Raw genomic sequence first — 15043 nt, forward strand, 5'->3', positions numbered from 1 at the left:
AGTCGGACTCGCTGGCTATATGGCAAAGTAAGGAAGCACCACAGTGCCGCAGCTGACTCACAATGAAAGCACCAAGGTTTTGAGACCCAGGAAACACCCATGGCTGGCCCTGATCGCGTTGCGCAGCGTGTTGTTTTACGTTGGGGCAAGTCTGGCGGCATTGCCGTTTTTGCTTCTGTGGCCGGGAATCTGCCTGTCACGGGATACGGTCTACGCCGTGACAGATCGTTATTTGCGGATTCAGCTGTGGCTGCTGCGTGTGATGTGTGGCGTGCGCTACGAGGTGCGTGGACAAGAAAATTTGCCCGATACGCCCGTTTTGATGGCGTCACAGCATGAAAGCACATGGGAGACGCTGTTTTTTCAGCTGCTTCTCAAAAGACCCGTCATGTACGCCAAGCAACCGATTTTTTCCTATCCGATTTTTGGGCCATTGATGCGCAAGCTCGGGCATGTCCCTGTGGCGACAAGCGCAACTGGGGACACGATGCGTGATGGGTTTCGGGCTGGTGCGGCTGCGGTCAAAGAGGGGCGAAACCTGCTCATTTTCCCAAGCGGTACGCGCCGCTTGTCTCAGGATGGGCAGGTGCAGGCAGGCGTTGGCGTTCTTTATCAGCTGGCTGGTGTGCCCGCCGTGCCGATCTGTCTGAATTCCGGGGCCTGCTGGCCGTATGGGACATTATTAAAATACCCAGGCACCATTATTGTGGAAATCGGTGCGCCGATTGAAGCAGGTCTGGATCGTCGCAGCTTTATGGCGCAGCTGTCTGCAGCCTTGCACGGATAACGATAGAGGCTTTCGGAAACTCTGTAGAATGCTTCTAAAACCCTGTTTGTTAAGCTCAGGGTAAGACGTCGTGGATAACTGTCATCTTGGGTGAGAAAAAGGTGACGTGCGATGGCAGATAATTCCAACGCGCCGGTGATCATTAAACGAAAGAAAGTGGTCGGCGGTGACGGACATCATGGTGGGGCGTGGAAAATCGCCTATGCGGACTTTGTGACCGCAATGATGGCGTTCTTTCTGTTGATGTGGCTGATTAATGCGACAACAGAACAACAAAGGCTGGGTATTGCGGAGTTCTTCAATCCGACTGTGCCGCTAAACAAGATGTCCGGTGGGGGCAGTGCGATGTTTGGTGGGGACAGCGTTTTGACGGAACGCATTCTGGCTCAGCAAGGCACAGGTGGTTTGCCAACCTCGGTGGAGGGGCAGCCTGATCCAGTTGAATTTGATACAGGAAATCCAAGCGCAGAAGAGGGCGCCTCTGATACTGAGGATGCTTTGTCTGAGGTGCAGGATCTGTTGATTGGCGGAGGCGGTGAAAGCTTCCTGTCTGACAATCTGATGAAGCATGTAGTGACGCGGCTGACCGATGAAGGCTTGGTAATTGAGCTTTTTGACGCGCCAAACCAACGGCTATTTGTTGAGGGATCGGCGCAACCTATGCCGCTGCTTCTCGATCTGGCAGAGGTCTTGTCCGAGGTCTCCAATCTTGTGAGTAACAAAGTTGCCGTTGAAGGGCATGTGCGTTCAGAGCCGGTGACGGTGCGCAACACACAAGCCTGGCCTTTGTCATCGATTCGCGCAGATGCCATGAGGCAGCTGATGGAGACCTATGGTCTTGATCCCGAACGCATTGCGCGTGTGACAGGGCATGCAGACCGTGAATTGGTGTCAAACATCCCAAGAGACCTGCGAAATAACCGCATTGAGATCATTCTGCTCAGATCTGATCAGTGAGGTAGGCGGATTCTTTTTTGGCGCGTTAGTGCGCTGTTAAGTTGGAGCGTCGTAACAGGGAAATCGAACAAAGGGTTACAGCAGAAAGGCGTACCATGTCGATTTCCTCTTCGCTTAATGCCGGTGTAGCCGGGTTGTCGTCAAATGCGACGCGCCTGGCGGCAATCTCCGACAACATTGCGAACTCAGCCACCTACGGTTACCGCCGTGTGGAGACCGATTTCCAATCCATGGTGACCGGCTCTCGGGGCGGAAAATACACTGCGGGTGGCGTTCAGGCCAGCAGCCGCCGCATCATTGACGCTGGTGGATCGCTGATCCCGACGTCCAACCCGACGGATTTGGCTGTGCGTGGCCGTGGATTTTTGCCAGTGGCTTCCGCCAATGCGATCAAAGCTGGCAATGACAATCCACAGATGATGCTGGCAACCACCGGGGCGTTTCGCGCGGACAAAGAGGGTTACCTCGTTTCTGAGGCCGGTTTGGCCTTGATGGGATGGCCTGCAAATGCGGATGGCACATTCCCGAATGTACCAAGGGACAGCAATACCGCACTGCGTCCGATCCGCATGTTGACCACTGAGCTTGCAGGGTCTCCTACAACGGCTGTTGAGCTGGGCGTGAACCTGCCTTCGACCTCCACACTTGCTGGCGCAACCGCTGGTGCGGAAGTTCTTGGCATTGAATACTTTGGCAACCTTGGTCAGTCGGAGAAGCTGGATGTGACATTCACACCAACGGTGCCTGCAAGCGGATCGTCCAACGAATGGCGCATGGTTATTCGCGATTCTGCGTCCGGTAATGCGATTGTCGGTGATTACACATTCACCTTCAATGATGCGCGTGCGACTGCTGGCACGCTTGCCAGCGTAACAACCAACTCTGGTGGCGCCTACGATCCGGCAACAGGTAAAGCCATGTTGACTGTGGGCGGTGGCCCAATCGAGATCGACCTTGGCTTGATCGGTGAAACCGGCGGTATGAGCCAGCTGGGCGATACCTATGCGCCGCTGAAAGTGACCAAAGATGGTGCGCCAGTCGGCACGATGAATGAAATCAACGTGGATGGTAACGGCATCGTAACTGCAAAGTACAGCAGTGGTGTGACCCGTACCATCTTCAAAATTCCGATGGTGGATGTGCCAAACCCGAATGGGCTTGAAATCCAGCTCGATTTTCAGACCTATGTGCCTTCGAACGAAAGTGGATCCTATTTCCTATGGGATGCAGGCAGCGGTCCAACCGGCGAGATCCTTTCCTTCATGCGGGAAGAATCTGCAACCGACGTGGCGGGCGAACTGACCGATATGATCAAGACACAACGAGCCTACAGCACCAACGCAAAGATCGTTCAGACCGTGGACGAGATGCTGCAGGAAACCACCAACATCAAGCGCTGATAATCGCGAGAGGCCGTTTGACGGTCGGAAAGGATAACCAATGAGTATTTCCAATGCTCTAACCAACGCTCTGAGCGGTCTTACGGCCTCCGCGCGTTCAGCGCAGGTTGTGTCTTCAAACATTGCGAACGCCAGCACCGAAGGGTATGCGCGGCGTTCGCTGAGCCAGTCCGCCTCTGTCTATGGGTTTTCTGGCGGTGTGCGGCTGGACGGCGTGACGCGTCACGCCAACCCTGTTGCCGTTGCAGAGCGGCGCCTCGCGGATGCGGGCAGTCAATTTGCGACGGGTACGAATTCGTTTTATTCGCGTCTTGAGCGTGTGCTTGGCACACCAGACTCAGCGGACAGTTTGTCTGGTGTGATGGCGACATTCGAAAGCACGCTTGCCACGGCAACCGGCGCACCAGACAGCGATATCCGTCTGAAAAATATCGCTTTGGACGCAGAAAACATCGTTAAGAAATTCAACGTTGCTTCTGACGATATTCAGACCATGCGGTCTGATGCAGATTCAAACATCAGCAAGATGATCGATGATCTGAACGGTCTGTTGGAACAGACCCAGGACATGAATCGCAAGATCTTCCGCGCGATGAGCAGCGGTCAGGAAACCGCTGGTCTTGAGGATGCCCGCGGGCTGCTGATTGACCGCATTGGTGAGTTGGTTCCTGTGCGCCTTGCTCCACGTGACAATGGTGCGGTTGCGCTTTACACAACAACGGGTGCCACATTGCTTGATGGCACAGCTGTGGAAGTTTCCTTCAATGAAAGTTCCATAATTGAGCCGCACATGACCTATGCGGCGGGCCTGCTTTCAGGCGTTGAAATCAATGGCCGCCCGGTGCGCATTGATTCCGAACGCGGCGCGCTGGCGGGCGGGGCAATTGGTGCCCAATTTGCCATTCGTGATGAACTCGGCGTTGAGGCACAGGCAGATCTTGATGCGGCAGCTCGTAGTCTGGTGGAGCGTTTTCAGAACACCACGACAGACCCGACACTGACCGCAGGCGATCCGGGTCTTTTCACGGATGCGGGTGCCGCCTTCGCAACATCTGACGAAGTTGGCTTGGCCGGTCGGCTTGAGCTGAACAATCTTGTGGATCTGGACGGTGCCGGTGAAACTTGGCGCCTGCGCGACGGCTTGGGAGCGGCGGCTCCTGGTGACGCAGGCGACGCGACACAGCTCAACCGCATGCTGGATGTGATGCAGGAGCAAATCGCGCCGCCGTCCGGAAGCTTTGGACCCAAAACCGTTTCTATGACGGAGCTGAGCGGTAAGCTTTTGTCGAATGTCTCCGGCGCACGGGTGACCAGTGACCGCGATCTCGCGTTCGCGAATTCTCAGCTTGCGAGCTTGGAAAATCTCGAACTTCAGGATGGTGTGGACACCGACCAGGAACTGCAGCGGCTGATGCTGATTGAACAGGCCTACGCGGCCAATGCTCGCCTCATTCAGGCGGCGGATGAAATGCTAGACTCATTGATGAGGTTGTAACGATGCCAATTACTTCTGTAGGAGATATGGCGCAGCATTTGATGATGTCGCGCAGAAACACGGACGTTAAGAACAATTTGAACCGATTGGCCAACGAGCTTGGGTCCGGTCGCAAATCAGATGTTGCCGCCTCCCTGAAAGGCGACTTCAACATGCTTGCCAGCGTTGAGCGGCAACTGACCGTGTTGGAAGGCTACGGCGTGGCGATCTCGGACGCTGCGGTGTTCAGCGAAGTGGCGCAAGCGTCGCTTAAACAAGTTCACGCGTTGTCTGGTGATCTGGCGCGCGATGCGCTCGCAAGTCAGAACTCTGGTGTTGAACAAACCATAGATGCAGTGGCTCGCAGTGCGGCAAATGATTTTGAAAGCATCGTCACCACCTTGAATGGGCGTGCCTCTGACCGAAACCTCTTCGCGGGCACCGGTACGGATGGTGCTGCTTTGGTCACTGCTGATGACATGATGACGCAGATTCGCGCAGCGGTCGCGGGTGCGACGTCTGTGTCTGATATTGAGGCACGTCTGGAAACCTACTTCATGACAGCCGGCGGCGGTTTTGAAACCGGCGCCTATGAAGGCACGACCACGAATTTGGCTCCCTTTCGTTTGAATGACACCCAGACTGCAGACTTTAATGTTCGTGCCGATGATCTAGCTTTGCGTGCCGTGATGCGTGACACGGCAATGATGGCTCTGGCCGATGATCCGGGTTTGAATCTGTCTCTTGTTGAAAAACAAGACTTGATGGGGCGCGCGGGTGAAAGTCTGCTGGGAAACCAAGACGATGTGATCTCTTTGCAAGCAGACATTGGGTTCAACCAAGAGCGCATCGAGAACGCCAAAACCAACAACTCGGCTCAGACCAGTGCGTTGAAAATTACGCAGAATGATCTGCTGTCAGCGGATGCAACGCAGGTGGCCGGCGAACTTCAAAAAGTACAGGTACAGCTGGAGATGGTCTACACCATCACTGCGCGTCTTTCTCAACTGACACTGGCGAATTATGTAAGATGAAAAATCTCATGAGCTTAGCAAGAATGCTGATGCTCCTCGTACTGATGCCGGTGATGGCATCAGCAACGCCGATACGGATCAAAGATCTGGTAGAATTTGACGGTGTACGGGGCAATGATCTGGTTGGCTACGGTCTTGTGGTCGGCTTGAACGGAACCGGGGACGGGCTGCGGAACGCGCCCTTCACCGAAGAAATAATGACCAATATTCTGGAACGCCTGGGTGTGAACATCACCGGCGAACAGATGCGGCCTAAGAACGTGGCAGCGGTTTTCGTAACAGCGACCCTGCCACCCTTTGCCCGTGCAGGCGGCACGGTGGATGTGACCATTTCGGCGATTGGCGATGCCAATAGCCTGTTGGGCGGAACCTTGGTGATGACACCATTGAACGCCGCGGATGGTGAGATCTACGCAGTCGCGCAGGGCACGGTGATCGCAGGGGGCGTAGCTGCCGAAGGGGACGCCGGTGGCGTTGTCAAGGGCGTGCCAACGTCGGGTGTGATCCCATCCGGCGCCCGCGTAGAACGAGAGATCGAGTTTGATTTCTCATCGCTGACCAATATGCGTCTGGCGTTGCGGGAGCCGGATTTCACAACAGCTGGCCGCATTGAGCAGGCCATCAACCGCAACTACGGACGCCGCGTCGCCTTGATGCTGGATGCCGGCACCGTTCAGGTGGACATCAACCGCACCAATCAACTGTCGCCAGCCCACGCCCTGAGCCAGATTGAAAATATTTCGGTCCAACCAGAGCGCAAAGCGCGCGTGGTTGTCGATCAGCGCTCAGGCACGATTGTCATGGGGGACGATGTGCGTATATCGCGTGTCGCGGTCTCTCAGGGTGGTCTTACACTGCGTGTAACCGAAGAGCCATTGGTCGTGCAGCCAAACCCCTTCGCGGATGGCGAAACAGTGGTGGTGCCGCGCACCGAAGCTGCGATCGAAGAAGATCCCGGCATCGGTTTGGCAGAGGTTCCAACAACCACGTCTCTGAGCGAAGTGATCGCTGGCCTAAATGCGCTTGGCGTTGCGCCACGCGACATGATTGACATCCTAAAGAGCATCAAAGCCGCCGGCGCGCTGCATGCGGAGTTCATCGTGCGATAGACTGTGAAACAGTTATTTGAATGAGTTGCGGCGCCTTATTTTTGGCGCCGCTTTTTGTTTTCATAGTCAAATAGATGTAAGGCATGTGTTCCCTTTTTGCCACCCCCTTAAGGTGATTCTAAAACGCATTTTACAATCATAAGTTACTTCTAGATAGGAGGCGAACGCAGTCCATGGCTGCGTCGTGACTATTCTGGAGAATAAAAATGAAAACAGCTCTGTCTCTTATCGTTGGTTTGAGCGCACTCGCGGGCACCGCACAGGCATTCGAATTCAAAGGCGCCGAAATCGGCCTAAGCTATTCCAGTTTCTTTGACGAAGCTGAAGACGATTCTGTGGCCACCACCACTCTGGACGGTTCTGCGGAATTTGGTTTCGGACAGAATTTTTATGTTCAAGTGGATCTGGCACGTCATGATTTCAGCCTGATCAGCGAAAGTGGAACAACTGCAGCAGTGCATGGTATTTACAGCTTGAACGAGCAGCTTGCTCTGGGCGCTTTTTATGAAAACTCAGACATCGATGACTCCATCGGATCTTTCGGTATCGAAGGCAAGTATGACTTCGGCCTGGGTTATGCTGAGGCCTATTTCCAGAAAGACAATGAAGACGATGTTGATCTGACCCTGCTGGGTATTATGGGCAGCTGGGACATGAGCGAGCAGCTCGCTATTACAGCAGCTTACGACTATGTCGACATTGAAGATTTTAGCGCGGAAGCAGATGCAAACGTCTACACCTTTGGCGTACGATACAACCTGGTTGAAAACACCACGCTGACCGCGGAACTGGGTCTGGCTGATGGTGATGGAGACTCCGAAGGTTTCTTTGGTCTGGGCATCGAATACAACTTCGGTCCAAACCGCGGCACCACCTTTGGCAAGCGCGGATTGTTCAACGTCTTCCCAGGTCTCTGATCCCAGTCGAAAAAATGGAAAAGCCGCACGCAATGGGTGCGGCTTTTTCAGTGCGTGTCGCAGAATGCTCAGCTTTCAACCGCAGTGTAGTTCGCCACATTCGATTTGTTTTTTTGGGCCAAATGCTGGCGCAAGCAATCCACTATCTGCTGGCGGCGGATCGGTTTGGTCAGGAAGTCATTCATTCCAGCCGCAAGGCAGGCTTCTTGCTCACCGTCAAGAACATGGGCGGTCAATGCCACAATGCATGGCTGCTGCTCCGCATTTGCGCGGATGGTTTCCGTGACTTCCAGGCCGCTCATGATTGGCATCGAGATGTCCATAAAAATCAGGTCGGGCATGTGCTCAAGCGCAGCTTCTACTGCGTCATAGCCATTTTCCACAAAGTGTAACGTGAGCGGCAGGGGTTCCAGATATTTGCGCATCAGGAAGCGGTTGGTCTTGTTGTCGTCCGCCACCAGAATTGTGAAACCCGCAAGATCAGTCAGGTCGCCGCCACCCATGGCGGGGGCTGTTGCGTCGGCGTCTTCAGCTGACGCAGGAACCTTCACAGGCAGGGATATGCGAACGCTTGTGCCTGCGCCAACAGTGGACTGCAGGTCGATCTTTCCGCCCATTTCCGCCACAAGCTTGCGACAGATCGCCAAACCGAGCCCTGTCCCGCCAAATCGGCGAGAGGTCGATCCATCCGCTTGAGAAAACTCATCAAAAATACTCTGAAGCCGGTCTTCAGGGATACCAATACCTGTGTCCTCGACCGCAACGTTCAGCATAGCCTCATTCGACATACTTCCTGCGGCATCAGCGCTGGTCCAGACGCGGACATCAATGCATCCGCCTTCGGTAAATTTGGTCGCATTTCCAACGATGTTGGTTGTGATTTGTCGAAGACGCACGTCGTCAGAAATCAGCTGTGCAGGCACGCCGTCGTCAATCCAAAGCTTGAGCGCGTTGCCTTTTTCCTGCGCTGCGGGGGTAAGAAGGCGGATCACATCGCCAAAGCAGGATCGCGTTTCAAAGCGGGTGTCAGACAAGGCCAGCTTGCCTGCGTCAAGCTTTGAAAGGTCCAAGATATCATTGATGATTGTCAGGAGGCTCCGCGACGAGCTCACAATGGTCTGCGTAAACGTGCGTTGTTCCGGGCTCTGCTCGGTTTCCGTCAAGAGATCCGCCATGCCAATGATACCGGTCAAAGGCGTTCGAATTTCGTGGCTCATATTGGCCAGGAAACTCGATTTCGCCTTTGCAACCTCTTCTGCGGCCTCGCGGGCCTGTCGCAAAGACTCACTGTGCTCTTTCACTGCGGTGATATCGCGTGCGATTGTGACGAAAAACTCAATGTCTCCTGCAGCACTTTTGATCGGCAGCAGTTGAAAGTCGATCCACAGATCACGACCGTTGTTTTGGCGATTGTGCAGTTCTGTGCGCAAAGGAGCACCACGCTTTGCGGCAGCGGCAACCTCGTCGAAGTCATCTGCATTGCTGTCAGTAATTCTTATCAGGTCATAGATATTGCGCCCGACTGCTTCCTGAAACGACACACCTGATAAGTCTGTGAACGCCTCATTGACCCATTCCACGGTTCGGTCCGCCGACATTAAGATGACAGTGTCATTAGAGCTGCGTGCCACCATCGAGAGTTTGCGCAACTGATCTTGCTGCCCGTGCAGTTTGGTGTTCGCGGCGGAGAGTGCCTGTTCGTTTTTTCTCAGGTCTTCGGTTTTTTGCGCATTTTCATAAGAGGAGCGTGAGAAGGAGTAGCACATATACCCCATACACATCAGTGCCATCAGGCTGTGTGCGCTCAAGTGCATGAGCGCATGGCGGTCATCTGCCAGCAAGAGCTCTATGACCAACAAGAGTATCGGCGTGATGGCGCAGATTGCCAATTTTCTGATTGCGACCTTTCGATTTGTTGGCAGCAGCAAAGTCGCGTTTAAGGCTTCCATCCCCAAAACGGCGGCGACCCCCAAAATCGTGCCTTCCTGCCCCCAGATCAGAACATAGGCCGCCACCGACACCGTAAGTGAAAGACATTGGAACATCCCGCCAAAGGTTGCGAATCGCATCAATCGGCTATGGTGCGCGCCTTGCGATATTTGTCTATGAAGGCTGAGTAGGCACAGGCAATCGACCACATCCCCAGCCACGACAAGACCGGTGAGCCCAAGGCCAACTGGCAAAGACGTCGCCCACACGGCAAACAGACACCCGAAAATATACACCACAAACCTACGGCGCAGCGTTGCGAGGCGCTCAGAGGCATACTGCGATAGCAGGGCACGTTGTGCGGCCTCGTTGCTTGGCAAGGTTGCCTCAATCTTGGTGTATGCGTTCATAGGTGTTTCTCATTGCCCCATTGCCTTCAGGCATAGGGAGGGTGGGTTAAACAATCATTTCTCAAAAGGCTGTATTGTCCATTTCCCCCCCCGAGCGACATTTGTTTTTCGCGCTTGATCTAGGGGATTCTGCTCTGGCTGGTGCCTGCCGAAATCGCTTCGCTTTTGGCCTGAAAACTCGATCGAATTTTATGCGATCCCTCGTTTTTTGAAGGATAACTATTGCAGAAAATGCATGGTTCTCTACATGGATATTTCTGTAAATGAAGTATCTAAGGGATTCGCGCGTGCCTGAAGAGTTATTTGCCAACACCGATTTGCCACCGGAGTTTCAGGCATTGATCGGTGTGTTTGCATTGTTCAACCAGATCGAGGCAGAGATGATGGACATCAATGTCTCGCCCCCTCTGGCCAAGCTTGAGCGGAAGATATTGGTCTATCTGGATCGTCCAAAGCGCATGGGTGCGCTGGCAGAAGTGGCTTTCTGTGTCCCTTCGGCCGTGACACCGGCAGCTGACGCTTTGGAGCGTTGTGGCTTGGTACGGCGGATCGCGGATCCGCAAGATCGGCGCGCGATGTTGCTTGAATTGACAGAGGCGGGGGTAGAGGCGCGCGCCGCGCTTCTGGAACAGGTCGTGACCCGGTTTCGGGAAATTTCCGGCATGCAGCCCGAAGAGATCAAAACGTTTGCCGCATTGGCAATAAAATCCATGCCCGGTGCCGTTAAGGCGGGATTGATGAAGGACAGAGACGAATGAAACGTGCAGGGTTGTTTTCCGCGCTGGCAATGGCGCTTTCATTGGGGGCCGCCGGTGGCGGTGTCGCACAAGAGACGGGCGTGCAGCCGGAGACTGCGTTGAAGCCAGTGAAGCTCTTGCAAGTCACCGAAGCCCCGGTGGCGTTTGAGCGCCAGTTCTTTGGCCGCGTGAAAGCGCGCCAGAGCGTCGATTTGGCGTTTCAGGTGGCTGGTCAGATTGTTGAGTTTCCTGTGACCGAGGGCCTTAACATCAAGAAAGGTGACATGATCGCCCGGCTTGATCTGGAAATCTTTGAACTGAACCTTGCACAAGCGCGACTTCAGAAAGAGCAAGCGGATCGCACGGTGGACCGCCTGAAGAAACTGCGCGGCAATACGGTCAGCCAGGTGGCTTTGGATGATGCAGAAACCCAGGCGAGCCTGGCAGAAATTGCCGTACGCAATGCGGAATGGTCCCTCAGACACGCCACATTGCCCGCCCCGTTTGATGCCTTGATTTCAAGCCGCAATGTGGAGCTGTTCTCAACTGTTGCCAACGGTGCGCCTGTTGTGCGCATCCACGATCTGAGCGAGTTGCGTATTGAGGTCGACGTGCCGGAAATCCTGTTCCAGCGCGCGGGCGAAGAAGAAGATGTCCAGATCCGCGCCAAATTCCCAGGCAGCAACGTGGAGCATCCGCTGGAAATTCGCGAATATGATGCGGAAACTTCGGAAATCGGCCAAACCTTCCGCCTGAACTTTGGCATGGCGCCCCCAGAAGGACGCACGATATTGCCGGGCTCCTCGGTGACCGTGAACGTCACAGCCACAGAACCTTTCACCGGCATTATGGTGCCGGCCACGGCCATCGTGATCAATGAAGCAGGCGCCATCGGGGTCATGCGCTTTGATCCGGTTGGGGCGTCCGAAGGTGCGGTTACATGGACTGCGATTGAAACCACACCTGCAGAAAACGGTATGTTGCGCGTCTTGTCCGGTCTGAAAGACGGCGATGAAGTTGTCTTGGCTGGCGGGGCGAGCCTGAAAGATGGCCAAGCCGTCCGCCGCTTTGTCGGCTTTGGGAACTGAGGTCCGCCATGATGCCCAATATTGCACGCGGTTCCATTGACCGTCCGATTTACACATGGCTGATCATTCTGATTTTCCTGTTTGGGGGCGCTGCGGCCTTTCTTAACTTGGGGCGGCTGGAAGATCCGGCTTTCACCATCAAACAGGCGGTGGTGATCACAAGCTATCCCGGCGCCACAGCTGAGCAGGTGGCCACCGAAGTTTCAGAGCCGCTCGAATCCGCCATCCAGAAGATGGAGGAGATCGACTTTATCACCTCCACAAACCAACCCGGCCGCTCGCGCATTGATGTGCACATCAAATCCACCTATGGCGGAGATGAGTTGAAAGACATCTGGACACGGCTAAGGGCGCGCATCCGCGATGCGGGGCGCAACTTGCCTGCAGGTGTCGCAGATCCTTTGGTCAATGACACTTTTGGGGATGTGTTCGGGATCTTCTTTGCGGTCACCGCCGAAGGTTTCTCTGACGGTGAAAAACATGATCTGTCGACTTTCCTTCGGCGCGAATTGCTGACCGTTGACGGGGTGGCAGACGTCGAAATTCAGGGCCTGCCTCAAGAAGCCATCTTTGTTGAGCCAGATCTGGCGCTGTCGGTGAACCAGAACATTTCTCTGACGGCGATTGCCAATGCGATTGCCAATTCGGATGCGGTCACCGATGCAGGCTCCGTCACCACAGACACCTCCAAAACACGGATCATCCGACCGGATGGGTCCGACACCGTAAATGAAATTGCAGGTTTGTCGCTCGGCCAAAGTGGCCATGTGGTGAACCTCGTGGATATGGCCAATGTGTTTCGTGACCGGGTCAACGACCCCAACATTGTGATCCGCTTCAACGGGGATGAGGCCTTCACCCTTGGTGTCGCGGGCATCGCCACAGAAAACATCGTCGAGGTTGGCAACCGTGTGGATGCCAAGCTGGCAACCATGGCCGGTGATATCCCTGCCGGTGTTCAGCTGCATCCAATCTATCAGCAGCATCTGGTGGTGGACAAAGCCTCCAACGACTTTCTTGTGAACCTCGCCATGTCGGTCGCCATCGTTGTGGCTGTTTTGGCCGTGTTCATGGGCTGGCGCGCTGCCGTTGTGGTGGGGGTGACGCTGTTTTTGACAGTTGTGGGCACTTTCCTCTTCATGGGGCTTTTCTCGATTGAGATGGAGCGTATCTCTCTTGGGGCGCTGATCATTGCGATGGGCATGCTGGTGGACAACGCGATTGTGGTGGCCGAGGGCATGCAGATTGCGATGCACAAAGGCAAAAATTCACGTGAAGCCGCGGATGAAGCCTCCGGCAAAACCCAGATTCCGCTTTTGGGGGCAACCATCATCGGGATCATGGCCTTTGCTGGGATCGGACTCAGCCCGGATGCGACGGGTGAATTCCTGTTTTCACTGTTTGCTGTGATCGGGATCTCTCTGTTGCTCAGCTGGCTGCTCGCGCTCACCGTCACACCACTGCTTGGGCACTACCTGTTTAAACAGGGCGATGGCGAAAGTGATGACGCTTACAGTGGGTTCATTTTCCGCACCTACGGCTGGTCTTTGCGCATGGCGCTCAAGCTGCGCTGGCTCGTCATTCCGGGGCTGCTTGCGGTGACTGTGGTGTGCTATGCTGGCTTTGGCCTGGTCAAGCAACAGTTCTTCCCCGACAGCAACACGCCTCTGTTCTTTGTGCACTACAAACTGCCGCAGGGCGCGCCCATCGGCACCACCTCATCACATATGAAACAGGTCGAGGATTGGCTGTCAGCGCGCGATGACGTGGTGAATTTCACCACCGTTGTCGGACAGGGCGCAACCCGTTTCTTGCTGACCTACAACGCTGAGCCTGAGAACCCGAGCTATGGCCATTTGATCGTGCGCACGGAAACCATCGACGCGATTCCTCCGCTGCAGAAAGATCTGGAAGCCTTTGCCGCGGCGCATCTTCCCGAAGGGGAGTTCCGCACCAAACGTTTGATCTTTGGCCCAGGGGGCGGAGATCCCATTCAGGTGCGTTTGTCCGGAACCGACCCTGCCGTGCTGCGCGCATTGGCAACGCAAGCGGAGCAGGTGCTGAAGGAGGCGTCTGAAAACATCCTGAGTGTGCGCACCGACTGGCGTGAGCAGGAAGTGGTTATTAAACCCCTTTATGCCACCGAGCGGGCGCAAACAGCGGGGGTCAATCGCGAAGATTTGGCCGGCATGCTGCAGTTCTCAACCGATGGCATAGCCACGGGGGTGTTCCGCGAAGAGGACCGCCTGATCCCGATCATTCTGCGCCGTCCTGCGGAAGGGGACTTCGGGCTGATGGATCAACTCGTGTATTCCCCGACCTCCAACTCCTTCCTGCCAGTTGAGCAGATGGTGGATGGCTTTGTGCATGAGACGGAAAACACGCTGATCCAGCGCCGTGACCGGGTGCCAACCATCACGGTTGGTGCAGACATTCCTTCCGGTCTCACTGCGGCACAAGTGCAAGCAGAAGTCACCGCAGCCATCGAAGCCATGCCCATTCCGGTAGGGTATAAAATGGAATGGGGCGGTGAGCTTGAGGCCTCCGGCGATGCGCAGGCGAGCCTCGGCGCGCAGCTCCCGCTGAGCTTGCTGATCATGGTTCTGATTTCGGTGCTTCTGTTTAACGCAGTGCGTCAGCCAATCATCATCTGGCTACTGGTGCCGATGTCCGTAAACGGCGTGGCGATTGGGCTCTTGGGCACCAATATGCCTTTCACCTTCACAGCTCTTCTGGGTCTTTTGAGCCTATCGGGCATGCTGATCAAAAACGGCATTGTTCTGGTGGAAGAGATCGACTTTGTGCGCGACGAAGGGGTGCCCTTGCGAGAGGCCATCGTGAAAGCCAGCGTATCCCGTCTGCGCCCTGTGATGCTCGCTGCAGTCACGACCATCCTTGGCATGGCTCCCTTGCTGACCGATGCCTTCTTTGTCTCCATGGCGATCACCATCATGGGCGGTCTGGCGTTTGCCACGATCCTGACCTTGATTGCGGCACCCGTGTTCTATCTGGTGTTCTTCCGAGGCGATGAACGGCGGGAACTGGCAGCGGCCAAAGCGGCCACGGCTTAAAAGCCAAACAAGACAATCAATGAAAGCCGCCCCACCGGGCGGCTTTTTCTATTGAAGTCGCACCAACACTGCACTTGAACGTCGACCGATACGGGTGCATCTGTGTTCACCTTGTCCTATAACAAGGCAA

Annotated in this window: 11 protein-coding genes; 10 read left to right on the plus strand and 1 reads right to left on the minus strand. The window is 55.1% G+C overall.

From position 1 onward, the window contains the following. Nucleotides 1–43: 43 nt before the first annotated feature. The 7 genes from PJL69_RS12550 to PJL69_RS12580 all read left to right on the plus strand — a co-directional run bounded on the left by PJL69_RS12550 (nt 44) and on the right by PJL69_RS12580 (nt 7678). Nucleotides 44–787 carry a lysophospholipid acyltransferase family protein gene (locus PJL69_RS12550; protein ID WP_271309947.1) on the plus strand — a complete coding sequence of 248 codons (744 nt, stop codon included), beginning with the start codon at nt 44–46 and terminating at the stop codon, nt 785–787. 111 nt (nt 788–898) lie between these two features. Beyond that, the gene (locus PJL69_RS12555; RefSeq protein ID WP_271309948.1) at nt 899–1744 is read left to right on the plus strand and encodes a flagellar motor protein MotB; all 846 of its coding nucleotides are present in this window, start codon (nt 899–901) and stop codon (nt 1742–1744) included. Nucleotides 1745–1839: 95 nt separating this feature from the next. Beyond that, nucleotides 1840–3144, plus strand: a complete 1305-nt coding sequence (locus PJL69_RS12560) for a flagellar hook protein FlgE (protein ID WP_271309949.1) — start codon at nt 1840–1842, stop codon at nt 3142–3144. A 40-nt stretch (nt 3145–3184) separates the two neighbouring features. Next, nucleotides 3185–4639, plus strand: coding sequence for a flagellar hook-associated protein FlgK (flgK, locus tag PJL69_RS12565; protein ID WP_271309950.1), 1455 nt, complete (start codon nt 3185–3187; stop codon nt 4637–4639). A gap of 2 nt (nt 4640–4641) precedes the next feature. Next, nucleotides 4642–5652 (plus strand): flagellin, encoded by a 1011-nt coding sequence (locus PJL69_RS12570; RefSeq protein ID WP_271309951.1) that lies wholly within the window; start codon nt 4642–4644, stop codon nt 5650–5652. Nucleotides 5653–5660: 8 nt separating this feature from the next. Continuing rightward, the gene (locus PJL69_RS12575) at nt 5661–6761 is read left to right on the plus strand and encodes a flagellar basal body P-ring protein FlgI (RefSeq protein WP_271309952.1); all 1101 of its coding nucleotides are present in this window, start codon (nt 5661–5663) and stop codon (nt 6759–6761) included. Nucleotides 6762–6967: 206 nt separating this feature from the next. Next, nucleotides 6968–7678 (plus strand): porin, encoded by a 711-nt coding sequence (locus PJL69_RS12580; protein WP_271309953.1) that lies wholly within the window; start codon nt 6968–6970, stop codon nt 7676–7678. Between the two features lie 68 nt (nt 7679–7746). Here PJL69_RS12580 and PJL69_RS12585 read toward each other — a convergent pair whose 3' ends face one another. Next, nucleotides 7747–10017 carry a PAS domain-containing hybrid sensor histidine kinase/response regulator gene (locus PJL69_RS12585; RefSeq protein WP_271309954.1) on the minus strand — a complete coding sequence of 757 codons (2271 nt, stop codon included), beginning with the start codon at nt 10015–10017 and terminating at the stop codon, nt 7747–7749. 287 nt (nt 10018–10304) lie between these two features. Between PJL69_RS12585 and PJL69_RS12590 the strand changes: the two genes are divergently transcribed. From PJL69_RS12590 to PJL69_RS12600, 3 genes are read left to right on the plus strand one after another with little or no spacing between them, the layout of a single operon-like run. Then, nucleotides 10305–10775: a MarR family winged helix-turn-helix transcriptional regulator gene (locus PJL69_RS12590; RefSeq protein ID WP_271309955.1), complete on the plus strand. Its 471-nt coding sequence runs from the start codon at nt 10305–10307 to the stop codon at nt 10773–10775. Further along, a complete protein-coding gene (locus PJL69_RS12595; RefSeq protein WP_271309956.1) occupies nt 10772–11842 on the plus strand; it encodes an efflux RND transporter periplasmic adaptor subunit in 1071 nt (356 codons plus the stop codon). Before PJL69_RS12590 ends, PJL69_RS12595 begins: the two co-directional genes overlap by 4 nt. Nucleotides 11843–11850: 8 nt before the next feature. Next, nucleotides 11851–14913 (plus strand): efflux RND transporter permease subunit, encoded by a 3063-nt coding sequence (locus PJL69_RS12600; protein ID WP_271309957.1) that lies wholly within the window; start codon nt 11851–11853, stop codon nt 14911–14913. The last annotated feature ends 130 nt before the right edge of the window (nt 14914–15043 follow it).

Source organism: Shimia sp. MMG029, assembly GCF_027947445.1.
Taxonomy (GTDB): Bacteria; Pseudomonadota; Alphaproteobacteria; order Rhodobacterales; family Rhodobacteraceae; genus Shimia.

Excerpts from the sequence above, each read along its gene's own strand:
- PJL69_RS12570 (WP_271309951.1), top strand. The coding sequence starts at position 4,642 with ATGCCAATTACTTCTGTAGGAGATATGGCGCAGCATTTGATGATGTCG.
- PJL69_RS12595 (WP_271309956.1), top strand. The coding sequence starts at position 10,772 with ATGAAACGTGCAGGGTTGTTTTCCGCGCTGGCAATGGCGCTTTCATTG.
- PJL69_RS12575 (WP_271309952.1), top strand. The coding sequence starts at position 5,661 with ATGAGCTTAGCAAGAATGCTGATGCTCCTCGTACTGATGCCGGTGATG.
- PJL69_RS12600 (WP_271309957.1), top strand. The coding sequence starts at position 11,851 with ATGATGCCCAATATTGCACGCGGTTCCATTGACCGTCCGATTTACACA.
- PJL69_RS12560 (WP_271309949.1), top strand. The coding sequence starts at position 1,840 with ATGTCGATTTCCTCTTCGCTTAATGCCGGTGTAGCCGGGTTGTCGTCA.
- PJL69_RS12555 (WP_271309948.1), top strand. The coding sequence starts at position 899 with ATGGCAGATAATTCCAACGCGCCGGTGATCATTAAACGAAAGAAAGTG.
- flgK (WP_271309950.1), top strand. The coding sequence starts at position 3,185 with ATGAGTATTTCCAATGCTCTAACCAACGCTCTGAGCGGTCTTACGGCC.
- PJL69_RS12580 (WP_271309953.1), top strand. The coding sequence starts at position 6,968 with ATGAAAACAGCTCTGTCTCTTATCGTTGGTTTGAGCGCACTCGCGGGC.
- PJL69_RS12585 (WP_271309954.1), bottom strand. The coding sequence starts at position 10,017 with ATGAACGCATACACCAAGATTGAGGCAACCTTGCCAAGCAACGAGGCC.